We start from the raw sequence: 25278 nt of genomic DNA on the forward strand, positions 1-25278 counted from the left end.
CTTCCGGGGTGGCTCGGGAGTCTGCCACTCGAAGACGACGAGGGCGAATTGCGCAGTGCGGACGAACTGTTGCTGCCCGGTGCACCGTTGGCGAGGCTGTTGGTTCGGGATTCGCCGTTCGGTGTTCTGTCGGCGGCCTCGGTGGCCAGGTTCGGTGAGCGGGCCCTGCGCGCGGTGGGCGTCGGCTGGGGGTTCTCGGTGGTGCGCGACGAGTGTCCGACGGGGCCGGATCACGACCTGGACGACGAGCCCGCCTGGTGGTCGAGTCTGGCCACGGAGCCGGAAACCCTTGTTGCGGTTCGTGATCTCGACCTGGTCCGGTCGGATGCCTGGGCCGAAGCTCTGACGATTCTGCTCGACGAACCGAGTACCCGTGCAGCCATGACCGACCGGGACGGCTACACGGCATGGTGGCTGCGACGTCATGCGCTGATCGACAACCGCTCGCCGACCACGTTCCGGGCGCCGTCGGACGAGACGTTCGCCGGTCTGCTCGATCCGTTCGATCATCCGCGCGCCGACGAACTGCACGCGGTGCTCGCCGCGTCGACGTGTGAGAGCGTCGAGAGCGCGCGGGTGTTGTTGCGTGCACTCGAGGACCCGCAGCGACATCCGACGGCGGCGGTGATCGCGCGCACGCACACGCTGATCGCCAGTGCCGTCCTGGATCGACGCATCGACGTGGCGGATCTCGATCCACCGGATCGCGTGCGCACTCTCGGCGGCACCGTGGCCGATGCGTCGGACGGGTTGGTCGTCGATGCGCCATGGCTGGCACCGGTCGTGCCACCGGAGGTGGCGGTGCTCTCGGACATGACCACGGCAGCCGCGTTGGCCGATGTCCTCGACATCAGGCGGGCGTCGGAGGCCATCACCGGCGAGGTTCGCGGAGTCGGACGCGTCAGCTCGTGGGATCGAGAGCCCGGGGCCGTGCTGGCCTGTGCGGTGCTGGGTCTACCGCTGCCGACAGGTTCGGTGGTGGTGCACCGCGAACTCGTGGTGCGGTTGTCGGGGGCTGTCAGCGGTGACCGTGCTGTGCCGTGGTGGGTGACCGCGGACGGAACAGTGCATTGTGTGGAAAGTTGGGAGCGACCTCGTGGGGCCTGACCATGCCGTGTTGGAGTGGATGGTCGAGCATCGAGTCGGCTGGGTCACGACGATGTTCTGGATCATCACCACGGTGGGGAACACCTTCATGATGTTCGTGTTGTCCGCGGGGGTGTGGGGCGCGTTGCTGACGTCCAAGAGGACTGTCGACGCGTGGATGGTCGCGGGTTCGATGCTCACCGGGTGGGGGCTGATGAATGCGCTGAAGTTCGCGTTCGCGCGGGAACGTCCACCGATTCCTGAACGCCTGGTGGAGATTTCGAGCCATTCGTTTCCGTCCGGCCACGCGACGATGTCGATGTTGCTTGCCACGGTGGCGATCGCGGTGATGCTGCGATCGTCCACTCCGTGGCTGCATCGGCCGGTGCTACTGACGTTGCCTGTGGTCGCGGCCCTGCTGATCGGATTCTCTCGGATCTATCTGGGTGCGCACTGGACGACGGACGTGCTGGCCGGCTGGGTGTTCGGTGCCCTGTGGGGGCTGGGTTGGATCTACGCCGAAAAAGCGATCAGCGCGAGAAATCCGAGCGCTGCGCGATAACGAGGAGCTCGTCACGCATGGCCGGGCTGGAGACAGCGTTGGCGCGTGCGTAGAGGGCGCGGAGCGAGCGGACGTGGTTGCGGCGGTTGCGGTACTGAGCGACGAACTTCATGGCCTGTGCTTTCGTGGATCAAAGGTTATCGAAACTGACATAACCTATGCTCCACGTTAACTCTGTGTTACTCAACCGGCTGAGGGGTTAGTTTGCCCACGTCAGAACGGTTTTCGTGATCGGGCTAACGTGATCCTGATCTCAATCGAGGCCGCGTTGGGCGGTTCTGCTGCCGCGTCGTGACGCGGCTCTCTGCGCCAGGAACAGAGCGAACCCGACAGCGCCGACCGCGATGCCGGACCAACACGTCGCCACCGCGTCGTCGCTGCGGTCGCCGGTGGCGGTGAACACGACCAGCGCAACGATCCAACCGAGGATGCCGATCGTCAACACCGGCACCGGATCGGTGAGGCGGGGCGGGATCTGCGGGACGTCGGCCACGAATTCACGCTACGCCACCATATTTCGCCAACCCTCGCGGTGTGCTTTATCTTTCACTCATGCCTATGTCGTCGCGATTACTCGACAACTACTTCAAGATCACCGAGCGCGGCTCGACTGTGGGTTCCGAGGTTCGCGGCGGTGTCGTCACTTTCGTGGCGATGGCCTACATCGTCGTGCTCAACCCGCTGATCCTCGGTAGTTTCTCCGCCGACGACGCAGCTGCCAAGACCGACGTGCTCGGCAACATCCTGCCCGTCGCCCAGGTTGCCGCCGTGACGGCACTGGTCGCCGGCTTCATGAGCATCGCGTTCGGCATCATCGCCAACTACCCCTTCGGTATCGCGGCCGGCCTCGGCATCAACACTCTCCTGGCCGTCACCATCGCTCCTCAGGTCAGTTGGCCCGAGGCCATGGGCCTGGTCGTCATCGACGGCATCATCATCGTTCTGTTGGCCGTCACCGGCTTCCGGACGGCGGTGTTCAACGCGATTCCGCCCGAACTGAAGGCTGCGATCGCCGCAGGCATCGGTGCCTTCATCGCGTTCATCGGCTTGGTCGATTCCGGCTTCGTACGCCGGATCCCCGACGCCGCAGGCACGACGGTTCCCGTCGGCCTCGGCATCGACGGGTCCATCGCGTCGTGGCCGACGGTAATCTTCGTGTTCGGGTTGTTGCTGATGGGTGTGCTCGTGGTGCGCAAGGTCCGCGGCGGTCTGCTGATCGGCATCGTGGTCACGACGGTGTTGGCGGCCATCATCGAGGCGGTCACCGACGTGGGGCCGTCGAACGGCGTCGACCCCAAGGGCTGGAACCTGTCCGTGCCGCAGCTGCCCAGCGTTCTCGTACAGTCGCCGGACCTGTCGCTGGTGGGCAACGTCGACCTGTTCGGTGCGTTCACCCGCATCGGTGTGCTGGCCGCGAGTCTGTTGGTGTTCACGCTCGTCCTCGCGAACTTCTTCGACGCGATGGGAACGATGACGGGTCTGGGTAAAGAAGCGAATCTCGACAAGGACGGCACGCTGCCCAACATCGGCAAGGCGTTGGTCGTCGAAGGTGCCGGAGCCATTGCGGGCGGCGGCGCGTCCGCATCGTCGAACACGGTGTTCGTCGAGTCGGCCTCGGGAATCGCGGAAGGCGCACGCACCGGACTGGCCAACGTCGTCACCGGCCTGCTGTTCCTGCTGGCGATGTTCTTCACCCCGCTCACGGCTGTCGTGCCCATCGAGGCGGCTGCTCCGGCGCTGGTGGTGGTGGGTGCCCTGATGATCGGTCAGGTTCTCCACATCGACTTCAAGCGCTTCGATTACGCGCTGCCGGCCTTCCTCACCATCCTGGTGATGCCGTTCACTTACTCCATCGCGAACGGTATCGGCGTCGGTTTCATCACGTGGGTCGTGCTCGCCGTCGGTTCGGGCCGAGCGAAGACGGTACATCCCCTGTTATGGGTCGTCGCGTTGCTGTTCGTGGCGTTTTTCGCAGTCGGTCCCATCACGGATGCGGTTACCTGATGCTGGGTCGGTACCAGGGCGTATTCTCTGCGCTGTGACGTCGGGAAACAGTGTGAAAGACAATCGGGAATTGGCAAGCGACCTGTCGCTTGCGGTGGTGAGGTTGACTCGCCACCTTCGAGGTAGGCGAGTGGACTCGCAAGTGTCGCTCACTCAGCTGTCGGCTCTGGCCACGCTGAGTAGGGAGGGCGACATGACGCCTGGCGCGTTGGCGGCTCGGGAGCGGGTTCAACCCCCGTCGATGACGCGGGTGATCGCGTCGTTGGCCGAGCTGGGTCTGGTGGAGCGCACGCCGCATCCCACCGATGGCCGTCAGGTGATCGTGTCGTTGTCGGCGGCCGGCAAGGAACTGATCGCGGACGAGGCGAGTGCTCGCGAGGCGTGGATGACCGCACAGCTGGCAGGCCTCGGACCCGAGCAGCTCGCGACGCTGCGAGATGCGGTGAGCATCATCAGCGCATTGGTCAGCGACTCCGAGTAGTTACCTAGGTTTATTATTTGACCTGTGGCTCCAGTTTCACGTACGTCCGGCGCGACGATGTTCGCTGCTCTGAAGACTCGCAACTACCGATTGTGGGCGTCGGGGCAGATCGTCTCGCTGGTCGGAACGTGGATGCAGCGGGTGGCCCAGGACTGGCTCGTGCTGACGCTCTCCGGCGGCAACGGCTTTGCCGTCGGAATCGTCATGGCCCTGCAATTCGGGCCGACGCTGTTTCTGTCGGTGTGGGGCGGAGTACTCGCAGACCGGTACGACAAGCGCAAACTCCTCATGATCACCCAGGTGTTCGCCGCAGTCTGCGGTCTGGTGCTGGGTGTGCTCGATGTCGGCAACATGGTCGAGCTCTGGCACGTCTATGTCATCGCCTTCATCCTCGGCTGCTCGTCTGCCATCGACGCGCCGGTGCGGCAATCGTTCACCATCGAGATGGTGGGCAAGGAAACTCTGTCCAACGCGATCGCGTTGAACTCGATGACGTTCAACATGGCGCGGATCGTCGGGCCTGCGGTGTCGGGAGTGCTCATCACCCTCGTCGGTACCGGCTGGGTGTTCCTGATCAACGCGGTGTCGTTCGCCGCGGTGTTCGGTGCCCTCTTGGCGATGAACGTCGGTCAACTCTTCCGTGTCGAACCGGCACCGCGCGCCAAAGGGCAGGTACGGGAGGGCTTTCGCTACGTCTGGGGGCGGGGAGACCTACGAGTGTTGCTGGCGACGGTGTTCATGGTCTCGACGTTCGGTCTCAATTTTCCGCTGAGTCTGTCGGTGCTGGCGCGCAACACGTTCGGCAGCGGAGCCGACGCATACGGGTTGCTGTCGACCACCCTCGCGGTCGGCACGCTCGCGGGAGCGACCCTGGCGGCCCGGCGCGCCACCGCCCCTCGATTGCGGCTCTTCATCGGTGCGGTCATCGCGTTCGGTCTGTTCGAGTTACTCGTGGGATTGATGCCCAATTACGTTCTCGTGGCAGTGCTGTTGGTGCCCACCGGCGCATTGACGCTGACGTTCACGACGTCGGCGATGAACATTCTGCAGATGTCGGTGCCGTCCGACATGCGCGGCCGCGTGATGGGCATCTACATGCTGTGCTTCCTGGGCGGAACTCCGCTGGGCAGCCCGGTGCTCGGCTGGCTCGCCGACGCCCTCGATCCACGCGCACCGCTGTTGTTCGGCGGTGTCATCTCATTGGCGACGGGACTCTTCGCTGCCGTGTATCTGCTGCGGCACAACAACTTGCGGATCACCGTGGTACCGCCCGCCGACGGTCACCGGCTGCCCACCCTCGACACGGTGGCCGCAGCCGCCAAGGTCTGACGCTCCTCAGATCCACCCGTGGCGTCGGGCCAGTGCGCAGGCCTCGTGCCGGTTCGCCGCCCCGAGTTTCGCGGCCGCCGCAGACAGATAGTTGCGGGTGGTCCCGGGTGACAGATGCGCGCGCTGCGCGATCTCCGCGATCGATGCGCCGTCGGCGGCGAACTCGAGCACATCGGCTTCCCGCGGTGTGAGCGGTGAGTCCCCGGCCCCGATGGCTTCCGCGGCGAGCGTCGGGTCGACGTACCGCCCGCCGCCGTGCACGGTGCGCACCACCTCGGCCAGGGTGGCGGCCGAGGTGGTCTTGGGGAGGAACCCGCGCACGCCGGCCTCGAGCGCCTTCTTCAGGTAGCCCGGCCGACCGTGGCTGGTGACGATGATCGACGCGCAGGTGGGCAGTGTCTCGGCAATTTTCTGCGCCGTCTCGATGCCGTCGATCCCGCCCATCTGCAGGTCCAGCACTGCCACATCGGGTGCCAGGGCCGCGGCAACCGTCAGGGCCTTCTCGCCCGAATCGGCCTGTCCGACGATCTCGATGTCGTCCTCCAGATCGAGCATGGTCGCCAGCGCAGATCGAATGAGGTTCTCGTCGTCGGCCAGTAGAACTCGAATCATGGTGTGGTCCTCGGGTTCTGGGGCGATGTGGGCAACACTGCGATGAGGGTGAATTTCTCGGTTGTCTGCTCCGTGCGCAGTTCCCCTCCGACCGCGACCAAGCGTTCCCGTAGGCCGCTCAGACCCGTGCCGTCGTTGCGGCCGTTCGGCGCACCGGGGTGGTCGTTGGTCAGTCGAATACTGCTGTCGGTCAGTTCGATTCGGCAATAGGTGGCCGCGGAGTGACGCAGTATGTTCGTCACGCCTTCACGAACCACCCAGGCGGCCGCCTCGGCCCCCCGCTCGGACAGTGCCGAGGTCTCACCGGTGAGCTCGGTGGATATCCCGGCCGCCGACAGGAGCGAGCGGGCACCGTCGAGTTCGCCTGCGACATCCACCGATCGATAGCCGCGCACCAGCTTTCGGGCGTCGGTCATCGATTCCTGCGCCAACGCGCGCACCTCGTCCATCTGCGTCGCGGCGCGGTCGTCACCCCTGCGGGCCAGCGTCGCGGCAAGTTCGCTCTTGACCGCGATGGCCGAGAGTGCGCGCCCGACGACGTCGTGCAGATCGCGCGAGAACCTCAGGCGCTCCTCTGCGACGGAGAGAGCTGCGGCTGCGTCGCGGGTGGCGTCGAGTTCGGTCACGATGCGCAGCAGCCACGCCGACAGTTGCACGGTGAAGGCCATGAAAGCGATGAAGACGCCGAGTATTACCGTTTCCAGCGCCGGGGTTCCCACGGCCGCGGCAATCGCGGCGGCGGCCACGGCTGCCGCGAGAGACCAGCGCAATCGAATCAGGGTCGCGACCGCGGTGGTCACGAGTACGGCGGCCCAGAGCGCGTTGCTCGTCGTCCCTCCGGCAACCAGCACCACAGCGGCGACGGACATGATCGCCAACGGGATTCGAGGGTTGGCCGTCGACTCGCCGCCGAGTGCCGGGGTGCGCTGAACGACCACGAAAGCGGCGGCGGCACACACCGCTGCCGCCACCGTCGATCGATAGTCGTCGTACTGAAGCGTCGTCAGCATCGCGCCGACAGCGACACCGACGGTGATCAGCAGGAACGATTGGCGGGTGTAGACGCGTACCTTCTCCACTGCACTGCTGTCGTTCCAGCCGTGCAGTGGATTGAGGTACTCGTACAGCTTCATGATCTCCAGCCTTGCAGACGGACGACGACAGTGTGATCAGGACCGCGGTTCCCAGCGGAAGTGGGTGCGGGCGATCAGCAGGCTGCCGAGAATCCAGGCCAGCATCACCGCCACCGGCATGGCGGCCTCGCCGAAGGTGGCGGCGAACCCGACCGACGCGTCGCCGGGGGTGGTGGTACCGAACCAGCCCAGATTCAACAGGTCCGACACCGCGGCCATGGGAGTCAGCTCGACGACTCGGCTCAGTGAATCCGGGAGAACGTCGCGCAGCATGGCCGAGCCGGCCATGGCGATCAGAATGACCGGCAGACTGGTGATCTGCGCTGCTTCCGCATTACGGGTGAAGGCAGACGTGATCAACGCCAGTGCGGCGAACAGTGCCGCGCCGCCGAGGAGGGCAACAGCGACGAGCAGGACGTTGGTGGGAATGGGCCCACCGAAGGCCAGCACTACAGCTCCGACGATCAAGCCCAGTACGACGGTGAGGACGAACGAGGGGACCGCCGGCCCCAGCAGAATCTGAATGTCCGAGCTTTCGCCGGTGCGAAGTCGCTTGAGTACCAACTCGTCTCGACGTGTGGCGTAGATCGAGAGCATGTTGTAGTAGACCATGAACACCAGCAGGAACAGCGCGAAGAACTCGAGTGCCGCTCCCACGCCCACGTCGGTCAATCCGTCGTCGCCCCGACTGCTGATGATCAGCATGACCACCGGTAGCACGAGAGGTATGACGGTCGCGTTGAACAGTAGTACTCGGTTGCGTCCGAGCAGTGTGAATTCTGCTCGCGACAGGGCGGTCATTGTGCTCATGCGCTCATCACCTCGGTCTTGTCATCGGCTGGTTCGTCGATAGGGGAATTGTCGAATTCGTCTGCGATGGAGAGGAACACGGTTTCGAGCGATGCCGCGCGGGCGTCCAGTCCGTGCAGGGTCACCCCGTTGTTCCGAGCCCACAGCAGCAGATCGGTCAACGTCTCCTGAACCGAGGACGTCTGGATCGAGACCGTCTCTCCCGAGACGTCCATGGATGTGCCCGGCAGCGACGGCAGTGCCGTTCCAGGGGCCTTCAGTTCGATCTTCGCCGGATGGTCGGCGACCACCTCGTCCACCGTGCCGCTCCGAACGACTCTGCCGCGGTGCATGATCGCGAGTCGATCGCACAGTGACTCGGCCTCGTCGAGGTAGTGCGTCGTCAACATGATCGTGACGCCGGAGTTCTTCAGTTCCTGGATCAACCGCCATGTGTTGCGGCGACTTTCGGGATCGAGACCGGTGGTCGGCTCGTCCAGGAACAAGACGCGCGGACGGCTGATGATCGCGCATGCCAGGTCCAGCCTGCGCTGCTCGCCGCCGGACAGGAATTTGACCCGCGTATCGGCACGGTCGGCCAGGTCCACGCGACCGAGTACCTCCGCCACCGGCAGTGGATGGCTGCAGGTGCCCGCCCACATCCGAAGACTCTCGGCGGTGGTCAGATCCTGAGGCAGTCCGCCCTTCTGCAGCATGATTCCCAGAGCAGGCCGAACCTTGCGGCGATCGGCCACCGGATCCATACCCATGATCCGCACCGTGCCCTTGCTGGGTCGCGAAAGGCCCTGAATCACTTCGAGAGTGGATGTCTTGCCCGCACCGTTGGTGCCCAGTAGGCCGAACAGCTCACCCTCCGCGACATGGAGATCGAGAGCCTGGACGGCCTCGTACGCGTTCTTGCCCGATCCGTAGCGGCGAGTCATCCCGTCGACGTCGATGATGGTCATGATTGCGTCCCCCAATGGCGCAGTCCGATGACGAACCGGACACCCATGAAGGCGACGATGACGCCCAGTGCGACGAACGCCGGAAGGGACGGGCCGACAATCGCGAACAGCACGGCGATGATCGCGATGCTGATGACGATGACGACGATCTCACGCGCCAACGTCGGAGCCGGCCCGAGCTCCATCAGATCGGTGAACAGATTTCCTTCGTCTGGTTGCTTCATGACTACGATCCTGCTGCGCGTCGAGCACCGAAAACAGTGCAGCGCATCATGACCTGAGGTGACACCGTCACGGTCCAGCCATGACAAACGTCATGCGCGCGTGTCTCCACCCGATCTCCACCCGTGGGTCGATGTGCCCCCACCGCGATCTTCGTAGCGTTGCTGCCATGAACATTGCAACGATTGCTCTCGTAGTCCTTCTGGTCGGATACCTGCTGGTGCGGCGCATGACCGGCCAGCTCATGGAAGCTCGGCGCATGCTGGTGCTTCCGGCGATCCTCGCCGTCGCCGGACTGGCGTCACTGAATTCGACGGCGCTCTCGGCCACGGCGATCGGGTTCTTGCTCCTCGGCTGTGTCGTCGGAGCCGTGTTCGGGGTGGTCCGCGGCTACACCGTCCGGATCGCCGAGCGGGACGGAGCGGCATGGATGCGTTACTCGTTGGCGTCGGTCGGCCTATGGGTGGCCGCGATCGCGGTGCGCCTCCTCCTCGTGCCGGTGGAGAATGTCGTGGATCCGGCAGCAGCGTCGGTCGCCGGGCAGGCCACCATGTTGGCCGTGGGGGTCGGATTCCTCGCCGAGTCGGTCGTGGTGCTCTACCGAGCCATGCATTCCGAGGCCACCATCGTGTGGCGAGCCGACAAGTCCGGCAACCACACGTTGTCGCCTACGCTGGCCGACATGCACAGTCGGGTTCGCGAAGGACGGGCGAAGATTCGGTGACGTCGGCACCCACGCCGGACGTACGGTTACCCGCACTCGACAGCTTCCGGCTGTCGAGTCGGCCGTATGTCACGGCCGTCGTCGTCGTGGCGGCGTTCGCGACGTCGGATCTGCACGATCCGCTCGTGCTCACGCTGCTCGTCGTCAACAGTCTCGTACTGGCGGCCTCGACGGTGTCGCGACGGTCGACCGGTCTCCGGCTCTCGCTCGCCGGGGCCGGCATCGCACTGGTCGCCTCCGCCGCGATTCTTCCTCTGGGCGGAACCGGGGTCGCAGCAGCGTTTCCGTTCCTGTTCGCCGGACATGCCGGGTGGCGGTTCAAGCCGTCGATTGCGTTTCCGTATGCGGTGTCGCTCAGCGTGGCGTGCGCGTGCGCGCTGTGGATCGCCGATCACCATGGTGTCGACGGGTGGCCATGGGCCGCCGGTCTTTTCGCCGGGTGGCCGGTACTGATCGGGTATTCACGACGCAGTCGTCTGGACGCACTGCGCAATGCCCGGCGCGCCACCGACGCCGAATTGCGCGAGCATGCCCTGGCCGAGCGGGCCCGTATCGCACGCGACATCCACGACGTTCTCGCGCATTCGCTGTCCGGGGTCAATATGCAGCTCGAAGTCGCCGACGCGTTGCTCGACGCCGGTCGCGCCGACGAGGCCAGAGCCGCGGTGAGCAAGGCGCAGAGCCTCGCTCGCGAGGGCCTCACCGAAACCCGCAGGGCCGTGCAGACTTTGCGTCAGGACGTGCTGCCCCTGGTGCCGACGATGGCCGCTCTGGTGGACGCGGACGGGAACTTCCGGGTCGAGGGCGAGGCTGTCGATCTCGATACGCCGCAGTCGCAGTTCCTGGTTCGGTGCGCGCAGGAGGCGCTGACCAATGCCCGTTCTCATGCTCCCGGAGCGGCAGTCGACGTAGTGCTTCGCTTCGCGGCAGAACAGGTGGAGCTCTCCGTGACCAACGGCCCGGCCCAGTCGCCGCCGAAACCGGTCGACAGTACCGGAATGGGGTTGGTCGGCATGCGCGAGCGCGCCGCACTGGTCGGCGGATCGATCGCGGCGGGTCCGGACGGGCGGGGTTGGACTGTCCGTGCCACAGTTGCTGTGCCGCAACCACACTGAAGACGACACGAAGGTGAGGGTATGAGCATTCGGATAGTGATCGCCGACGATCAGGCGTCGGTGCGCGAGGCGCTGGCGACGATGCTCGATCTGATCGACGACATCACCGTCGTCTCGACCGCGACGGACGGCGATGGCGCGGTCGCCGCAGTGCAGGCCGCGATGAGTACCGAATGCCTCGATGTCGTGCTGATGGACCTGCGGATGCCGGGCACCGACGGGATAGAGGCGACCCGAATACTGAAGGGGCTCTTCCCCGATCTACCCGTGGTGGTGTTGACGACCTTCTCCGACGAACGCTCGATACTCGATGCACTCGGTGCGGGCGCACGCGGATATCTCACCAAGGACGCCGGAAGGGTCGAGATAGCGGCGGCATTGCGGGCGGCGGCAGCCGGGCAGTCCGTACTGAACCCGGAGGTACAGGCTCGGCTGCTCGGAGCCGTCGAGCACTCCCGTCCGCCCGAGATCCCAGCTGGTTTGACCCCGCGTGAGGTCGAGGTCCTACGCGCGATCGCGGCCGGTCTGTCGAACCGCGAGATCGCTCAGCAGATGTTCGTCAGCGAGGCAACGGTCAAGACACATATCAACCATCTGTTCGCCAAAGCCCGACTGCGAGATCGAGCGCAGGCCGTGCACTTCGCCTTCACGCACGGGCTGGCGGGATAGTCGCGTCAGAAACCCCAACCCATGACGGCGGGACGCGCTGTTCCGAACGTCAGATCGAGTGCGTGCAGTGATTCTTCGTTGCGGGCGGTGAGGCGATTGGCCGCGGCGAACAATCGGGCTCGGTGGGTACCGAAGTAGATGCTGGCGAGTACGTCGATGTCGAGTTCGATGTCCGGCTCGGATTCCACCCGTGTGCAGGTGGCTCTGCCGTCCGTGACGGTCAGCGAATAGGTACCGCCTGCGTCGAGGAAGGGGTCGCGGACGGCGATGATCAGTGATGTGTCGAGGGCATAGGTGCGCGCCTCGAGGGCAGCCTCGACATGCATGATCCGGGCCCACAGAGCGTCGTGGTGAGCCGTGACCTTCGGCAGCCGGTTGTTGGTCAGCAGGAACGGCAATGCCTCGTCCCGTGCCTGCCGTACCTCGATGGTGTCGACCAGGTCCACGCCGACGAGGATCTGCCACAGCGCGGCGTAGGCGTCGTCGGTCACCGCGATGAATTCCTCCACCACGACCCGGCTCGGGTTGCGTCCGCGTCGGTAAGCGACGTAGCCGTCGGGATGTACGACGAAGAACAGTGCGGTCAGTCCGCCGCGTCGGTTCTCGCGATCGGCGAAGAAGCGCTCCCAGCGGATCGGCGGCTTGGGCTGCGCGCCTGCGGTCTGCTGCTGCCACCGGTGGTAGATGTCCGGGAGCAGTTCGGTGGCCTCGGCCGATTCGATCAGCCGCACACCCGTCGCCGGGGGAGCGTCCTTGCGGAACTGAGCGAACCGACGGTCGATCGAGACGCTGATCTCCTCGGTCACCGGCCCGTACCCGAAGCGTCCGTAGATCGTCGCCTCGCTGGCCGTCAGCAGAGACAGCGGCGCACCCGCGTCGTTCAGAGCGCGGTGCTGCTGGGTGAACATCGATCGCAGAATGCCGCGTCGGCGATGTGTCGGCGCGACGGACACCCAGGACACTCCCGATGCCTCGACCTGAGCTCCGCCGGGAACGGTCACCGACATCGGGAAGTGCATGGCCACACCGACCGGGGTCTCGCCGTCCCACGCCAGGTAGACGTGCTCGGACTTCGTCAGGATCTGCGTCTCGGCCAGGTCCTCGGCGTTCTGGTGCTCGCCGAACGCATGGGCGTCGAGCAGCGCGACGGCATCCCAGTCGTCGTCGGTGGCGGTACGGATGGTGATCGATTCGTCGGTAGTCATCGCTCACAACTTTTCCATACCGGGGTGGTGGTTCGCCGAGGGACTGCCAGAAATGCCGGGTGAGAAGATGAGCAGGTGGTGCATGTAATCGACATCGACGATCCCCTCGACCCGCGGCTCGACGACTTCCGCGACCTCAATTCCTCGGACAGGCGCCCCGATCTACCCGAGGGCAAAGGGTTGGTGATCGCGGAGGGCGTGCTCGTCGCGCAGCGCCTGCTGAGCTCGCGTTTTCCGATGATCAGCCTGCTGGGTGTGGATCGACGGCTCGACGCGTTGCGCGAGGACCTCGCCGATTCGGACGTTCCGTTCTATCGGACGTCGGCCGAGGTGATGGCCGAGGTCGTCGGCTTCCACCTCAACCGTGGTGTGTTGGCGGCGGCGAACAGGCCGCCGGCCCTCGATCTGGACGAGGTGCTGGCGGGCGCGAGCACGGTCGCGATTCTGGAAGGCGTCAACGATCACGAGAATCTCGGGTCGATGTTCCGCAATGCGGCCGGTCTCGGGGTGGACGCGGTGTTGTTCGGGGCCGCCTGCGCCGATCCCCTGTACCGACGGTCTGTCCGGGTGTCGATGGGGCATGTGCTCCGAGTGCCGTTCGCGAAGGTGCCCGAGTGGCCTCGTGGCCTCGATCGGGTGCGGCGGCACGGTTTTCAGCTGATCTCGCTGACGCCGAACCCGGAGGCGGTGTCTCTGGCGACGGCGATGACGGGGGAGAAGGTCGCGTTGCTGCTCGGTGCCGAGGGGCCGGGTCTGACCGAACACGCCATGCGCGCCACCGACATTCGCGCTCGTATTCCGATGGCGCCCGGTACCGATTCACTCAATGTCGCGACGGCCGCGGCGATGGGCTTCTACGAACGGGTGCGTCTGACGTGAAGGATCCGGACGTTCGCTGGACCGGTGTCCCGGTTGCCGTGATCGCGGCGATCCTCGTCGCGGTGGCACTGACGGCGTTCGGCCTGGAACTGGCCAGAGTTCATCCGCTGCTCGCGATCGGCCTCAACCTCGTCGTCGTGGCAGGCGCAGCCCCGACGGTAATGCGGTGGTTCGGCGTTCCGGTATGGCGTTGGGCCGTGTACGGAGCGAGCGCGGGGGCGGTACTGAGCTTCGTTGCGCTGGCGGCTCTGGCGTTCTGAGCCGGCCCGGGCAGGGTTGCGCACTACCGGCGACGATCGGCGGAATCCCGTCGATTGCCGGTCGTTGTGGGCAACGGTGCCCACCCGAGCCACTATTTGCGGGAGAACCAGCGCTTCTTCGGTCGCGGTGCGGGCTCGGCCGATTCCGCTGCGGGTGCATTCTGGACCGGAACGTTCTGGGGCTGCGGCTCTTGGCCCGGTACGTACATGGTGAAACCGCAGACAGGCAGCGCATTCGGGTCGAGCTCGCCGGGCTTCGGGGCACCGGTGTAGCGGAAGCCGAGCCATTCGGCGTTGGCGGCTTCGGCGAATTCCTGGGGGTGGAACGGCAGTGACTGCGGATCCGGCATCACTCCGGGCGGATAGATCAGCGGGTGGTCACCGGCCCAGAACGGACGCTCCCACACCAGAGGCAGCCCCACGTCCTCGTAGATGTAGACGGGGGTGGCGCTGAACGAGCGTCGGAACTCACCGCGCTCCCAGTAGGCGAACGCACCCCAGGCATGCTCGGGGTCCGAGGCGACGAGGTAGGTGTGCTCGGAGGCCAGTGGGCGGGTGACGGATTCGGGAAGGGTCGACGGCGTGGGCACCGACAAGTTGGATCCGCAGACGACGGTGACGCCGGGGTAGCACCCGATGAACACGTGATCGTCGTCCACACCCGCCGAAGTCGAGATGGGTCCCTGCTCGAGGGGGACGGCCGTGAGATGGGGGTAGAGCCGTCCGACGAGCGCACTGGCGGCGTTCCAGTCGGAGGTGGTGGCTTCTCGCAGTACCGATATGGGATCCGGTGCGTCCACGTACCAGATCGTTGATGCTTTGGCCCCCACTACCGGCACCTCTCTCTCCGTGACTTCCATCGAAGCCTACGGTGTGGGTGTCGGCACTCCGACATCGCGCGGCACATCGGTCACACGAAGAACTCAGTTGTGACCGCTGCTGCGCACACCGAGCAGGACGTCTTCCCACGATGGCATGGCCGGCTTGCCACGCTTGTCCTTGCCGCTGGTGTGACCGGCGGCAGGCTTGGGTGCGGGCCTGGGCTCCCTGGCCGCCGGTTCGCGTGGCTGCTCGGGCTCGGGAGTCGGCGCATCGTCCACCTCGACGTCGATGGTCTCGGCGTCGATCTCGCTGTCGGCGGTGGTGCCGTAGTACTCGTCGAAACTCTGCTGCGAGGTCTCGTCGTCGGAGTCCTCGGCGGAGGCAAGTGCACGTACCGGGGCCAGGCCGCGGAGTTGACGTCCGAAGTCCGGGTCGATCAGTTCGCGTGCGGTGTCGTCGAGCGGAGCGATGGTGCCGCCGTGACCGTCGGGCAAGAACTGCCAGTGCGCTTTGTTGGTGGTGCGCCCTGCCTGCCACTTCAGCTGGGCGACCCACTTGTTGTCCTCGTCGCGCCAGGCGTCCCACGCCGCGTCGTCGAGGTTGTGTCCGCGCGCGCGGAAGGCGAGGGTGACGATGTCGAGCAGGGTCTGCACAGCCGGGCCGTCGTGCCGCAGCGGATGTCCGGCCTGGGCCATGGACGCTGCCTGCGAACGCTCGAGCAGTACGGGGTGCGCGAACACCTCGACTCGGCTGATGGCCATTCCGGAATCTGCGGCGACCTGTTCGATGGTCGCGCCGCTGCGGATACGGGCCTGGATTTCCTTCGGCCGGAGCAAGCTGTCCATTTCGATCTCAATCTGTCCTAGTCGAGCGATGTCTCCGCGTGAGGCTGCGCGGAGTTTGTCGTCGGCTGGAAGCCGGAATCTGTCGCCGGTTTTGGGATCTGCGCACACGACGAACTTTCCGTCGGCCTCGAGACCCACCACACGTAAGTCTCGCACCTTGACCTCCTCATCGCGCCGGCTCGCGATACCGTCGAATTCGAGCCTAGTTCACCTACCGTATTCGGCGGGTGTCCGACACGCCTCGCGGCGGTGGCGTCGGTTTCTTTCTCAGAGAGTAGACAGCTGCGCGCTCGGTTGCACCCGATCGGCCGAAGTCGAGTCGATTCGATTGCGCGACAACGGCATTGAATCTCGACGAAGAAAGAATACGCCGAGTCCGAGCCCGATGGTCAGCGCCAGTGCGTGGCCGGCAGCGGTGAACGAGGGATCGGTGATGGCTCCGACGGCGACAACGGCGATCCACAATGCGCCCCACACTGCGCGCCACGGCATCGTCAGGTATCGAATCAAGGAGCCCGCCACCGCAGCTGCGGCATAACTGACCCCGACGTCGACGGCTACGGCCAACGAGTCGGCAAACCAGTCGACGTGGATGCCGACGAACAACCCGACAGCCACCAGTGCCGTCGCGCCGATGTGCCCGGCGGAGAACGTGAGCAGAAACCGGCGCCACCCCGAGACCCACTCGGCGACGGCGAACAGGATGGCGACCGAGGCGAGCCACCACCAATCGGGCCGGCCTTCGGTGAGGAAGGCGCTGGTGACGAGCGTGGCGAGATGACCGTCGGTGAGATTGTGCAGGTTGGTGCTCGCGGCGTGCAGCACATGCCAACGATCGTGCGGCCCGATCTGCCCGAGAGTGACGGTTCCTGCGGCTGTGAGCAGGCAGTACACGAGCGTCACCCGCAGTCGTAGAACGACGGACAGGAGCCTGGACATGCGAACGCTCCCTCCGAGGTCGTTACGCTTGCGTAATTGATAGCAAGTGTAGGCCTCGGAGGGAGCGCTGTAGCTGTGAGTTGGCTGCCGACTAGCTCAGCGTGGAGACGACCCAGTCGATGCTCTTGGTCAGTGCGGTGATGTCGTCCGGCTCGATGGCCGGGAACATACCGACACGCAGCTGGTTGCGGCCGAGCTTGCGGTACGGCTCGGTGTCGACGACGCCGTTGGCGCGCAGGATCTTCGCAACCTGGGCTGCGTCGACCTTCTCGTCGAAGTCGATCGTGCCGACAACCTGGCTGCGGTGATCCGGGTTGGTCACGAACGGCGTTGCGAATTCACTGTTCTCGGCCCAGTCGTACAGGCGTGAGGACGAGTCCGCGGTCCGCTTCGTGGCCCAGTCCAGGCCACCCTGGGAATTGAGCCATTCGATCTGGTCCGCGAAGAGCAGAAGCGTCGCCACTGCGGGGGTGTTGTAGGTCTGGTCCTTGCTGCTGTTGTCGACGGCGATCGGCAACGACAGGAAGTCCGGAACCCACCGGCCACTGGAGGCGATCTCGTCGACGCGGGCTAGCGCGGCCGGGCTCATCAGCGCGACCCACAGGCCGCCGTCGGCGGCGAAGCATTTCTGCGGAGCGAAGTAGTAGACGTCGGAATCGGCGACGTTCACCGGCAGTCCGCCGGCACCGGAGGTGGCGTCGATCGCGATGAGGGCGTTCTCCGAGCCGGCCGGACGGCTGACCGGGATGGCGACGCCCGTCGAGGTCTCGTTGTGGGCCCAACCGATGAGGTCCACGGACGGATCCGACGTGGGCTCGGGCGCGCTGCCGGGCTCTGCCTTGACGACGATCGGATCGCCGATGAACGGGTTGTTCTTGGCCACCGAGGCGAACTTCGAGCTGAACTCACCGTTGGTCAGGTGCAGCGACTTCTCCCGGATGAGACCGAACGCAGCGGCATCCCAGAACGCGGTGGTACCACCGTTGCCGAGGACGACCTCGTAGCCCTCGGGGAGCGAGAACAGGTCTTTCAGACCACTGCGTACACGTCCGACGACGTCCTTGACGGGCTTCTGCCGGTGGCTGGTGCCGAACACGGACGCACCGACGTCGACCAGGGACTGCAGCTGCTCGGGGCGAACCTTGGACGGGCCGCAACCGAAGCGTCCGTCGGCGGGAAGAAGATCGGCGGGAATGATCGGCAAATCAGCCATGGAGTAGCGCGTCCTAGCGTCGATGGAATATGGCCTCCACAGGCTAGTCGGGTGTCATGACACCGTCGACTACCGGATCAGCTCCCAGCCGTCGACGGAGTCGGGGGTGCGCGGTTCGGGGCCGGTGTAAAGGGCTGCCGGGCGCACCAACTTGCCCAGGCGTTTCTGCTCGAGAATGTGAGCGCACCAGCCGGCGGTGCGTCCGCAGGTGAACATCGCGGGCATCATGTGCGCGGGTACCTCGGCGAAGTCGAGGATCACGGCGGCCCAGAACTCGACGTTGGTCTCGATCGCACGATCGGGGCGGCGTTCGCGCAGTTCCGTCAACGCGGCCTGTTCGAGCGCGGCGGCAACCTCGTAGCGCGGAGCGTTCAGTCTCTTGGCGGTGGCGCGCAGAACACGAGCGCGAGGGTCCTCGGCGCGGTAGACGCGGTGCCCGAAGCCCATGAGCTTTTCCTTGCGGTCGAGGATCCCGGTGATCAGCGCGCGGGCGTCGCCGGTCTTCTCGACTTCTTCGATCATGGGCAGTACGCGGGCCGGGGCGCCGCCGTGCAGTGGGCCGGACATCGCGCCGATGGCTCCGGAGAGGCATGCTGCGACGTCTGCTCCGGTGGAGGCGATGACGCGGGCGGTGAACGTCGATGCATTCATGCCGTGTTCGGCGGCCGACACCCAGTAGGCGTCGATGGCGGCGACGTGGGCGGGGTCGGGCTCGCCCTTCCAGCGGACCATGAAGCGCTCGGTCACGGTGGCCGCCTGATCGATGCGGCTCTGGGGCACAGCGGGCTGGTAGATCCCGCGAGCGGACTGCGCGACGTAGGACAGCGCCATCACCGAGGCGCGGGCCAGGTTGTCGCGGGCGGTGCTGTCGTCGATGTCGAGTACCGGCTGATACCCCCAGATCGGAGCGAGCATCGCCAGGCCTGCTTGCACGTCGACGCGGACGTCACCGGTGTGGATGGGCAGGGGGAACGGCTCGGCCGGTGGCAGGCCGCGGCCGAATTCCCCGTCGACCAACAGCGCCCACACATCGCCGAAGGTGACGCCCTGTGCAACCAGTTCCTCGATGTCGACTCCGCGGTAACGCAGTGCGCCGCCGTCCTTGTCGGGCTCGGCGATGTCGGAGGTGAAGGCGACCACACCTTCGAGACCGGGAACGAAATCTTCGGGAACGTGTTGAACAGCCATGGTCTGTGGACTCCCTCGTCGCGACTGCGCCCGGCTCTGCGCCGCATCCGGGCGTGCTTGCGGAAACCATAGCGAGCTTTTACGCGGGAGTAGCGTCTGGGTTCGTGTCTGCAGACGAACAGCGCCTGGCCACCATGCGAGTGGACTACGGCGAGCCCAAGGATCTCGACGTCGACGCCCTGAGCGACGGCTGGTTGCCACTGGCCCGGCAGTGGCTCTCGGACGCCGTTGCCGCGAATCTGCCCGAGCCCAACGCGATCGTGCTCGGCACGGTCGACGCTGCCGGTAGGCCCGCGACCCGCACCGTCCTGTGCAAGGACCTCGACGCCGAGGGCGTGGTGTTCTACACCAACTACGACTCGGACAAGGGCCGCGCATTGGCGTCGACGCCGTACGCGTCCATCACCTTTCCGTGGATCGGCATCGCCCGTCAGCTCACCGTCCGCGGACCGGTCACCAGAGTCGACCGCGACACCACCGAGGCGTACTGGCGGACGCGACCGCGCGGCTCGCAGCTGGGCGCATGGGCGTCCGAGCAATCGCGAACCGTCGTGTCTCGTGACGCTCTCGCCGCGCAACTGGCCGAGGTCACCGCGACGTTCGACGGGCGCGAGGTGCCGGTACCGCCGAATTGGGGCGGCGTCCGCGTCGAACCGGAGATCGTCGAATTCTGGCAGGGTCGAACCAGCCGGATGCACAACAGAATTCGAGTGATGCCGGCGAGCGGTGTGATCGAGCGACTGCAACCGTGAGCGGGCTGCGCGGCATCCTGGCCGACACGACCCCGCTGAAGACTCCCGCATATCGCCGCCTGTGGCTGGCGAACATCGTCACCGTCATCGGCGCGCAGCTTTCGATCGTCGCTGTGCCGCAACAGGTTTATCAGATCACCCTGAGCTCGGCCTACGTCGGCTTGACGGGCGTGTTCGCTCTGGTGCCCCTCATCGTGTTCGGGCTGTGGGGCGGGGCCCTGGCCGACGTGATGGACCGCCGAACCTTGTTGATGATCACCACGTTCGGCCTGATCGGAACGTCGGCACTGTTCTGGTTGCAGGCGTTCCTGCAACTGAACAACGTGTGGATCGTGTTGGTGCTGTTGGCAGTTCAGCAGGCCTTCTTCGCCGTCAATCAGCCGACCCGCAGTGCGATACTGCCGCGAATCCTGCCCGCGGGGCAGTTGCCCGCCGCGAACTCTCTGAACATGACGGTGATGAACTTCGGTGCCATCGCCGGTCCGCTCAGTGCAGGCATCCTCATCTACTACATCGGACTGGAGACGCTCTACCTGATCGACACCATCGCACTGTTCGCCACGCTGTGGGCGGTGATCAGGCTGCCGGGCATTCCGCCGGCCAAGTCCGGTCAACGCGCCGGATTGCGTTCGGTGTTCGAGGGTTTCGCGTACCTCGCTACCCAGAAGGTGCTGCTGGCGTCGTTCGTCGTCGACATCATCGCCATGGTGTTCGGGATGCCTCGGGCGCTGTTCCCGCAGATCGCCCACGACAGTTTCGGGGACCCGGCCTCGGGTGGGCCGGTGCTGGGCATGCTGTTCGCGGCGATGTCCGCGGGAGCGGTGCTCGGTGGAGTGTTCTCCGGTTGGCTACCGCGCGTGCGGCGTCAAGGCCTTGCGGTGTTGATCTGCATCGTCGTCTGGGGCGTGGCGATGATCGGATTCGGGCTCGCCGTCGGTGCGGCGACCGACGGAGCGACGACGGTTGCCCTGTGGTTCGCACTGGCGTTTCTGGCGCTCGGTGGCGGTGCCGACATGATCTCGGCGGCGTTCCGCAGCACGATGCTGCAGACGGTGGCGACCGACGAGATGCGCGGCCGACTGCAAGGCGTCTTCATCGTCGTCGTCGCGGGAGGGCCCCGGATCGGCGATGTTCTGCACGGCGCGGCAGCGGCCTCGGTGGGGACGGCCGCGGCCGCCGCAGGAGGTGGTGTGCTGGTGGTCATCGGTGTCTCGATCGCAGCCCTCGCGCTACCGGCATTCATTCGCTACCGGGTCGGCGCAATCGTCGGTAGCAAGACGGTGGACGACACCGTCGTGGACAATGGCTCGCATGGCTCCCACAGCTGAGGCGCAGACGTATTCGTTGACGAGCGGCAAGTATCGCGCCGACGTCGCTGCTGTCGGAGCGGGCCTGCGGGTCCTCGAGTACGACGGCTCACCGCTCACCGAAACGTGGGAGGCGGGCACCAAGCCGCCGCTGTCGGCGGGACTGGTGTTGGCCCCGTGGCCCAATCGAACGGCCGACGGAACGTTCACGTTCGAAGGCGTCGAACATCGGTTGGAGATCACCGAACCGGCCCGCAACAACGCGAGCCACGGTTTCGTCCGACGGGTGGAGTGGACTCTCGACGAGCACACCGAGTCTCGCGTCGAGCAGAGCGTGGACATCGGCACGCACGAGGGTTGGCCGTTCTCGTTGCGATTGACGGTGGCACACGAGCTGTCCGACGACGGTCTGACGGTGACCGCGTCGGCGACGAACACGGGCGAATCGGCTGCGCCGTACGGAATGGGATTCCATACCTACGTGCGTGTGGGGGACGTACCCCTCGACGAATGCACGCTCGAACTGTCCGCGGGTACGCGGCTGCCGCTCGATCCGGTACGCAATCTGCCCGTAGGACTTTCGGTTCCGACGGCCGATACCGAGTACGACTTTCGGCAGCCTCGGAACCTCGAGGGCGTGCAGCTCGACACTCCGTTCAGTGCCTCGGTGCCGGACGTAGACGGACGCGCGAAGCACACACTGCGTGGCCCCGACGGCACCGCGACGGTGCTGTGGACCGACAGCAACTTCGGGTGGGTGCAAGTGTTCACCGCCGATCCCGCCAACGATCAGGCGTACCCGGATCGGGGACGTGCGTTGGCGATCGAACCGATGACCTGCCCGCCCGACGCGTTGAATTCCGAGATCGATCTGATCGTGCTCGACCCGGGGCAGACCTGGTCCGGCAGCTGGGGAATGGAGTACGAGAAGTGACGATTCTGGTGTGCGGCGAAGCATTGGTGGATCTGGTGCCGGTGCACGAGGGGCCGCTGCTCTCACCGAAACTCGGCGGCGGGCCATTCAACGTCGCCATCTCGATCGGCCGGTTGGGGTCGCCGGTTGCCTATCTCTCCCGCATCTCTCGCGACTCGTTCGGCGAGCAGATCCTGGCGAGTCTGCGCGATGCCGGGGTCGACATCTCGTGGGTGCAGCGCGGTGACGAGCCGACGACGTTGGCGATGACGACCCTCGCCGAGGACGGCAGCGCCGAGTACTCGTTCTACGCCGATGGCACGGCAGATCGACTCGTCGCCGATCCCGGTGATCTGCCCGACGAGATCAGCGTTCTGTCCTTCGGCACGTTGTCGTTGCTGTACGAGCCCGGCGCGTCGGTGTACGCCGAATTGCTGCATCGAGCTCGGGCCGCGGGCAAGCTGACGATGCTCGACCCCAACATTCGCCCGGCCGCCATCGACAGCACCAGCGGCGACATCACCGCCGACGGATTTCGCGACCGCTTTCGCTCGTGGTTGCCGAGCATCGACATTCTCAAAGTGTCCGAGGACGACTCGCACTGGCTGGGACTGGGCACCCAGGGCACCACCGTCGACGACTGGCTCGCCGCCGGGGTGACCGCGGTGGTGATGACCCGCGGCGGAGACGGTATCTCGGTGTTCACCGCACCCGAGGAGGCCCCGGCGTCTGGGGTTGTCGCAGCCGACGAAATCTCGGTGCCTGGAGTGGCCGTCGACGTCGTCGACACGATCGGCGCTGGTGACACCGTGCACGGCGCACTGTTGAGCTACCTGGAAAAAGAGACCATTATCACATCGAAAGCGGTACAGGAGATGACCGGGGAGGATTGGCGGCAAGCTCTTTCGTTCGCTGCCACGGCAGCCGCGATCACGGTTTCACGACCCGGTGCCGACCCTCCCTGGGCGTCCGAGGCACCGAGAGACTAGTTTCACTAGCGACGTTAGAACTGTCCGTTTTAAGTACGTGTCCGTTACACGAGTTCGAGAGGGACCATTCGTGCCCGCTGAGAATGATGCCAAAGCCACCCTCACCTACCCCGGTGGCGAATATTCCATGTCGATTGCCGAGGCCAGTGAAGGCAACAACGGTATCGAGCTGGGAAAGCTGCTGGCGACCACCGGCTACACGACGCTGGACGGCGGGTTCGTCAACACCGCGTCCACCAAGTCGGCCATCACGTACATCGACGGTGACGCGGGGATCCTGCGCTACCGCGGTTACCCGATCGAACAGCTTGCGGGCAAGTCGTCGTTCATCGAGGTCAGCTACCTGTTGATCTACGGGGAGCTGCCGTCCGAGGACGAGCTCGAGACGTTCACCGACCGCATCCGTCGCCACACGTTGCTGCACGAGGACCTCAAGCGTTTCTTCGACGGCTTCCCGCGCAACGCCCACCCGATGCCGGTGCTGTCGAGCGCGGTCAACGCACTGTCGGCGTACTACCAGGATTCGCTAGAGCCGAACGATCCCGAGCAGGTCGAGCTCTCCACCATCCGTCTGCTGGCCAAGCTGCCGACCATCGCGGCTTACGCCTACAAGAAGTCGGTCGGTCAGCCGTTCCTCTACCCGGACAACTCGAAGAGCCTGGTCGAGAACTTCCTGCGCATGACGTTCGGCTTCCCCGCCGAGCCGTACGAGGTCGATCCCGAGATCGTCAAAGCACTCGACATGCTGCTCATCCTGCACGCCGACCACGAGCAGAACTGCTCGACGTCGACGGTCCGCCTCGTCGGATCCTCGCAGGCCAACCTCTTCACCTCGATCTCCGGCGGCATCAACGCGCTGTGGGGCCCGCTGCACGGCGGTGCCAACCAGGCCGTGCTCGAGATGCTCGACAAGATCAAGGCCGAGGGCGGCGACGCCACCGACTTCCTGCGTCGAGTGAAGAACAAGGAAGACGGCGTCAAGCTCATGGGCTTCGGACACCGGGTGTACAAGAACTTCGATCCGCGCGCGACGCTGGTCAAGGAAACCGCACACACGATCCTGGGCAAGCTGGGCAACGGCGACGAACTGCTCGAGATTGCACTCAAGCTCGAAGAGACCGCGCTCACCGACGACTACTTCGTCGAGCGCAAGCTGTACCCCAACGTCGACTTCTACACCGGCCTGATCTACCGCGCGATGGGCTTCCCGCCGCGCATGTTCACGGTGTTGTTCGCGATGGGCCGTCTCCCGGGCTGGATCGCGCACTGGCGCGAGCAGAACGAGGACACCACGGGCAAGATCGGCCGTCCGCGCCAGATCTACACCGGCTACACCGAGCGCGACTACCAGGACGTCAGCTCCCGCTAGTTCTTGCTGCACGACAACGCCGCCGACTCCCTCGGGAGCCGGCGGCGTTGTCGTTGTCGGCCTGCGTATCCCGCCGAGTTCGCAGTTACGCAGGCGATATGGGCTGTTTCGTCGACACAACTGCGAACTCGGCGCGTGACGGGGCTTGGTGTCCCGGCGAACTCGAAGTTATGGACGAGATTCGGCCGGAATTCGTCCCTAACTTCGAGTTCGCGGCCGCAATTCTGTCCGAGCGTGTGCGATGAACCACTGCTCCCATTGCTCGGAGGTCCATCCGCGCTCGCGGGTCAATCTCAGCCACACCGAGCGAGCCGTGAGCAACCACATGGCGTCGACGACGATGTCCGGCGGAGGACCGTCGAGAATCAGCCCTGCTGCCCAACGGTTCTCGTCCCATCGCGTTTTCTCTCGGACCGAGAGCCGCTGCGCAGCAACTGGATCCACTACTGCGGCCTCGTCCAGCACGTGTTGTATGGCCGCGGATCGCTCATGTGCCCCGCGGAGCCACGCCGCGCCGGCGACGAGTCGTTCCTCGAACGTTCCGGTGCCCATCTTCTCGTAGTCCGGCAACTGGCGGACGGGCGAGTCCAGGCCGTTCGAGAGCGCACTGTCGATGCATCCGTCCAGTAACGCGAGCTTGCCGTCGAATTGTTGGTAGACGGTCTGCCGGGTCAGACCGGCCTCCGACGCGACGTTGGCCATGGTGGTGGCGACCCATCCTCGACTCAAGAACATCGCATGTGCGGCGTCGATCACTGCGGCGCGGTTGAGTCGAGCGCGCTCGGTGCGCAGGTCCGACGAGTAAGTCCTGGCCATGAGATGCAGTCTAGACATAATTGAGATTACGCTGTGTAATGTTAAATATGAACGAATACCACTTTCCTACTCGACTCGGTCGGTTAA

28 protein-coding genes and 1 pseudogene are annotated in these 25278 nt (G+C 65.4%); 15 read left to right on the forward strand and 14 right to left on the reverse strand.

Annotated features, from left to right (window positions below):
* Together J1M81_RS26490 and J1M81_RS20670 are read left to right on the forward strand one after the other, a co-directional pair.
* A pseudogene (locus tag J1M81_RS26490) lies at positions 1 to 1107 on the forward strand (ATP-binding protein); the annotation flags it as partial.
* Positions 1097 to 1648, forward strand: a complete 552-nt coding sequence (locus tag J1M81_RS20670) for a phosphatase PAP2 family protein (protein ID WP_027495902.1) — start codon at positions 1097 to 1099, stop codon at positions 1646 to 1648. The pseudogene J1M81_RS26490 and the gene J1M81_RS20670, both read left to right, overlap by 11 nt.
* On the opposite strand, the gene J1M81_RS20675 is transcribed toward J1M81_RS20670, so the two are convergent.
* Positions 1617 to 1760, reverse strand: coding sequence for a hypothetical protein (locus J1M81_RS20675; RefSeq protein WP_167327272.1), 144 nt, complete (start codon positions 1758 to 1760; stop codon positions 1617 to 1619). The two genes, J1M81_RS20670 and J1M81_RS20675, sit on opposite strands and share 32 nt — an antisense overlap.
* A 141-nt stretch (positions 1761 to 1901) precedes the next feature.
* Entirely contained in the window at positions 1902 to 2141 is a 240-nt protein-coding gene (locus J1M81_RS20680; protein ID WP_027495903.1) for a DUF2530 domain-containing protein, read from the reverse strand.
* Positions 2142 to 2200: 59 nt separating this feature from the next.
* On the opposite strand from J1M81_RS20680, the gene J1M81_RS20685 reads away from it, so the two are divergent.
* From J1M81_RS20685 to J1M81_RS20695, 3 genes are read left to right on the forward strand one after another with little or no spacing between them, the layout of a single operon-like run.
* Entirely contained in the window at positions 2201 to 3652 is a 1452-nt protein-coding gene (locus J1M81_RS20685) for an NCS2 family permease (RefSeq protein WP_027495904.1), read from the forward strand.
* 52 nt (positions 3653 to 3704) lie between these two features.
* Complete coding sequence (locus tag J1M81_RS20690) at positions 3705 to 4133, forward strand: MarR family winged helix-turn-helix transcriptional regulator (protein ID WP_027495905.1); 429 nt, start codon at positions 3705 to 3707, stop codon at positions 4131 to 4133.
* Between the two features lie 57 nt (positions 4134 to 4190).
* Entirely contained in the window at positions 4191 to 5462 is a 1272-nt protein-coding gene (locus J1M81_RS20695) for an MFS transporter (RefSeq protein WP_032365881.1), read from the forward strand.
* 6 nt (positions 5463 to 5468) lie between these two features.
* Here J1M81_RS20695 and J1M81_RS20700 read toward each other — a convergent pair whose 3' ends face one another.
* The 5 genes from J1M81_RS20700 to J1M81_RS20720 are packed head-to-tail and all read right to left on the reverse strand — an operon-like array spanning position 5469 to position 9188.
* Positions 5469 to 6074 carry a response regulator transcription factor gene (locus J1M81_RS20700; RefSeq protein WP_027495906.1) on the reverse strand — a complete coding sequence of 202 codons (606 nt, stop codon included), beginning with the start codon at positions 6072 to 6074 and terminating at the stop codon, positions 5469 to 5471.
* On the reverse strand, positions 6071 to 7207 hold the full coding sequence (locus J1M81_RS20705; protein ID WP_045842048.1) for a sensor histidine kinase: 1137 nt from the start codon (positions 7205 to 7207) through the stop codon (positions 6071 to 6073). Before J1M81_RS20705 ends, J1M81_RS20700 begins: the two co-directional genes overlap by 4 nt.
* A gap of 36 nt (positions 7208 to 7243) precedes the next feature.
* Entirely contained in the window at positions 7244 to 8017 is a 774-nt protein-coding gene (locus tag J1M81_RS20710) for an ABC transporter permease (protein WP_032372958.1), read from the reverse strand.
* A complete protein-coding gene (locus tag J1M81_RS20715) occupies positions 8014 to 8964 on the reverse strand; it encodes an ABC transporter ATP-binding protein (protein WP_032372957.1) in 951 nt (316 codons plus the stop codon). Before J1M81_RS20715 ends, J1M81_RS20710 begins: the two co-directional genes overlap by 4 nt.
* Complete coding sequence (locus J1M81_RS20720; RefSeq protein WP_206498738.1) at positions 8961 to 9188, reverse strand: hypothetical protein; 228 nt, start codon at positions 9186 to 9188, stop codon at positions 8961 to 8963. Before J1M81_RS20720 ends, J1M81_RS20715 begins: the two co-directional genes overlap by 4 nt.
* Positions 9189 to 9355: 167 nt before the next feature.
* Between J1M81_RS20720 and J1M81_RS20725 the strand changes: the two genes are divergently transcribed.
* The 3 genes from J1M81_RS20725 to J1M81_RS20735 are packed head-to-tail and all read left to right on the forward strand — an operon-like array spanning position 9356 to position 11694.
* The gene (locus J1M81_RS20725) at positions 9356 to 9910 is read left to right on the forward strand and encodes a CcdC protein domain-containing protein (RefSeq protein ID WP_027495911.1); all 555 of its coding nucleotides are present in this window, start codon (positions 9356 to 9358) and stop codon (positions 9908 to 9910) included.
* A complete protein-coding gene (locus J1M81_RS20730; protein WP_206498739.1) occupies positions 9907 to 11025 on the forward strand; it encodes a sensor histidine kinase in 1119 nt (372 codons plus the stop codon). The genes J1M81_RS20725 and J1M81_RS20730 overlap by 4 nt, the downstream gene beginning before the upstream one ends.
* A gap of 21 nt (positions 11026 to 11046) precedes the next feature.
* Entirely contained in the window at positions 11047 to 11694 is a 648-nt protein-coding gene (locus J1M81_RS20735; protein WP_206498740.1) for a response regulator, read from the forward strand.
* 5 nt (positions 11695 to 11699) lie between these two features.
* Here J1M81_RS20735 and J1M81_RS20740 read toward each other — a convergent pair whose 3' ends face one another.
* Positions 11700 to 12899, reverse strand: coding sequence for a GNAT family N-acetyltransferase (locus tag J1M81_RS20740; RefSeq protein WP_032365886.1), 1200 nt, complete (start codon positions 12897 to 12899; stop codon positions 11700 to 11702).
* 75 nt (positions 12900 to 12974) lie between these two features.
* Here J1M81_RS20740 and J1M81_RS20745 point away from each other — a divergent pair, with 75 nt between their 5' ends.
* Positions 12975 to 13778, forward strand: coding sequence for an RNA methyltransferase (locus J1M81_RS20745; protein ID WP_032372954.1), 804 nt, complete (start codon positions 12975 to 12977; stop codon positions 13776 to 13778).
* Positions 13775 to 14038, forward strand: a complete 264-nt coding sequence (locus J1M81_RS20750; protein ID WP_206498741.1) for a DUF2537 domain-containing protein — start codon at positions 13775 to 13777, stop codon at positions 14036 to 14038. The genes J1M81_RS20745 and J1M81_RS20750 overlap by 4 nt, the downstream gene beginning before the upstream one ends.
* Positions 14039 to 14130: 92 nt before the next feature.
* On the opposite strand, the gene J1M81_RS20755 is transcribed toward J1M81_RS20750, so the two are convergent.
* From J1M81_RS20755 to J1M81_RS20775, 5 genes are all read right to left on the reverse strand, one after another.
* The gene (locus tag J1M81_RS20755; protein ID WP_206498742.1) at positions 14131 to 14898 is read right to left on the reverse strand and encodes a hypothetical protein; all 768 of its coding nucleotides are present in this window, start codon (positions 14896 to 14898) and stop codon (positions 14131 to 14133) included.
* A 63-nt stretch (positions 14899 to 14961) separates the two neighbouring features.
* Complete coding sequence (gene sepH, locus J1M81_RS20760; RefSeq protein ID WP_032399886.1) at positions 14962 to 15861, reverse strand: septation protein SepH; 900 nt, start codon at positions 15859 to 15861, stop codon at positions 14962 to 14964.
* 111 nt (positions 15862 to 15972) lie between these two features.
* The gene (locus J1M81_RS20765) at positions 15973 to 16644 is read right to left on the reverse strand and encodes a rhomboid-like protein (RefSeq protein ID WP_206498743.1); all 672 of its coding nucleotides are present in this window, start codon (positions 16642 to 16644) and stop codon (positions 15973 to 15975) included.
* A 91-nt stretch (positions 16645 to 16735) separates the two neighbouring features.
* Complete coding sequence (gene serC, locus J1M81_RS20770; protein WP_032371301.1) at positions 16736 to 17857, reverse strand: phosphoserine transaminase; 1122 nt, start codon at positions 17855 to 17857, stop codon at positions 16736 to 16738.
* A gap of 69 nt (positions 17858 to 17926) precedes the next feature.
* Positions 17927 to 19045 carry a citrate synthase 2 gene (locus J1M81_RS20775; RefSeq protein WP_032371300.1) on the reverse strand — a complete coding sequence of 373 codons (1119 nt, stop codon included), beginning with the start codon at positions 19043 to 19045 and terminating at the stop codon, positions 17927 to 17929.
* A 134-nt stretch (positions 19046 to 19179) separates the two neighbouring features.
* Here J1M81_RS20775 and pdxH point away from each other — a divergent pair, with 134 nt between their 5' ends.
* The 5 genes from pdxH (at position 19180) to J1M81_RS20800 (ending at position 24375) form a co-directional block, all read left to right on the forward strand.
* The gene (gene pdxH, locus J1M81_RS20780; protein ID WP_206498865.1) at positions 19180 to 19797 is read left to right on the forward strand and encodes a pyridoxamine 5'-phosphate oxidase; all 618 of its coding nucleotides are present in this window, start codon (positions 19180 to 19182) and stop codon (positions 19795 to 19797) included.
* 5 nt (positions 19798 to 19802) lie between these two features.
* Positions 19803 to 21125, forward strand: a complete 1323-nt coding sequence (locus J1M81_RS20785) for an MFS transporter (RefSeq protein ID WP_052053171.1) — start codon at positions 19803 to 19805, stop codon at positions 21123 to 21125.
* Complete coding sequence (locus tag J1M81_RS20790; protein ID WP_032385849.1) at positions 21109 to 22038, forward strand: aldose 1-epimerase family protein; 930 nt, start codon at positions 21109 to 21111, stop codon at positions 22036 to 22038. The genes J1M81_RS20785 and J1M81_RS20790 overlap by 17 nt, the downstream gene beginning before the upstream one ends.
* Positions 22035 to 23006: a carbohydrate kinase gene (locus tag J1M81_RS20795; protein WP_206498744.1), complete on the forward strand. Its 972-nt coding sequence runs from the start codon at positions 22035 to 22037 to the stop codon at positions 23004 to 23006. Before J1M81_RS20790 ends, J1M81_RS20795 begins: the two co-directional genes overlap by 4 nt.
* Before the next feature lie 70 nt (positions 23007 to 23076).
* Positions 23077 to 24375 (forward strand): citrate synthase, encoded by a 1299-nt coding sequence (locus J1M81_RS20800; RefSeq protein ID WP_027495925.1) that lies wholly within the window; start codon positions 23077 to 23079, stop codon positions 24373 to 24375.
* Positions 24376 to 24573: 198 nt separating this feature from the next.
* Here the strand turns inward: J1M81_RS20800 and J1M81_RS20805 are convergent, their stop codons facing one another.
* Positions 24574 to 25191, reverse strand: a complete 618-nt coding sequence (locus J1M81_RS20805) for a TetR/AcrR family transcriptional regulator (RefSeq protein ID WP_032372949.1) — start codon at positions 25189 to 25191, stop codon at positions 24574 to 24576.
* Positions 25192 to 25278 lie beyond the last annotated feature (87 nt).

This window comes from Rhodococcus sp. KRD175 (assembly GCF_017168275.1).
Lineage (GTDB): Bacteria > Actinomycetota > Actinomycetes > Mycobacteriales > Mycobacteriaceae > Rhodococcoides > Rhodococcoides fascians.

Bases quoted from the DNA above. Each gene is read 5' to 3' on its own strand.
- J1M81_RS20675 (WP_167327272.1), bottom strand. From the start codon at position 1,760: ATGAAGTTCGTCGCTCAGTACCGCAACCGCCGCAACCACGTCCGCTCG.
- J1M81_RS20685 (WP_027495904.1), top strand. From the start codon at position 2,201: ATGCCTATGTCGTCGCGATTACTCGACAACTACTTCAAGATCACCGAG.
- J1M81_RS20695 (WP_032365881.1), top strand. From the start codon at position 4,191: ATGTTCGCTGCTCTGAAGACTCGCAACTACCGATTGTGGGCGTCGGGG.
- J1M81_RS20700 (WP_027495906.1), bottom strand. From the start codon at position 6,074: ATGATTCGAGTTCTACTGGCCGACGACGAGAACCTCATTCGATCTGCG.
- J1M81_RS20705 (WP_045842048.1), bottom strand. From the start codon at position 7,207: ATGAAGCTGTACGAGTACCTCAATCCACTGCACGGCTGGAACGACAGC.
- J1M81_RS20710 (WP_032372958.1), bottom strand. From the start codon at position 8,017: ATGAGCACAATGACCGCCCTGTCGCGAGCAGAATTCACACTGCTCGGA.
- J1M81_RS20715 (WP_032372957.1), bottom strand. From the start codon at position 8,964: ATGACCATCATCGACGTCGACGGGATGACTCGCCGCTACGGATCGGGC.
- J1M81_RS20720 (WP_206498738.1), bottom strand. From the start codon at position 9,188: ATGAAGCAACCAGACGAAGGAAATCTGTTCACCGATCTGATGGAGCTC.
- J1M81_RS20725 (WP_027495911.1), top strand. From the start codon at position 9,356: ATGAACATTGCAACGATTGCTCTCGTAGTCCTTCTGGTCGGATACCTG.
- J1M81_RS20735 (WP_206498740.1), top strand. From the start codon at position 11,047: ATGAGCATTCGGATAGTGATCGCCGACGATCAGGCGTCGGTGCGCGAG.
- J1M81_RS20740 (WP_032365886.1), bottom strand. From the start codon at position 12,899: ATGACTACCGACGAATCGATCACCATCCGTACCGCCACCGACGACGAC.
- J1M81_RS20755 (WP_206498742.1), bottom strand. From the start codon at position 14,898: ATGGAAGTCACGGAGAGAGAGGTGCCGGTAGTGGGGGCCAAAGCATCA.
- J1M81_RS20765 (WP_206498743.1), bottom strand. From the start codon at position 16,644: ATGTCCAGGCTCCTGTCCGTCGTTCTACGACTGCGGGTGACGCTCGTG.
- serC (WP_032371301.1), bottom strand. From the start codon at position 17,857: ATGGCTGATTTGCCGATCATTCCCGCCGATCTTCTTCCCGCCGACGGA.
- J1M81_RS20775 (WP_032371300.1), bottom strand. From the start codon at position 19,045: ATGGCTGTTCAACACGTTCCCGAAGATTTCGTTCCCGGTCTCGAAGGT.
- pdxH (WP_206498865.1), top strand. From the start codon at position 19,180: ATGCGAGTGGACTACGGCGAGCCCAAGGATCTCGACGTCGACGCCCTG.
- J1M81_RS20790 (WP_032385849.1), top strand. From the start codon at position 21,109: ATGGCTCCCACAGCTGAGGCGCAGACGTATTCGTTGACGAGCGGCAAG.
- J1M81_RS20805 (WP_032372949.1), bottom strand. From the start codon at position 25,191: ATGGCCAGGACTTACTCGTCGGACCTGCGCACCGAGCGCGCTCGACTC.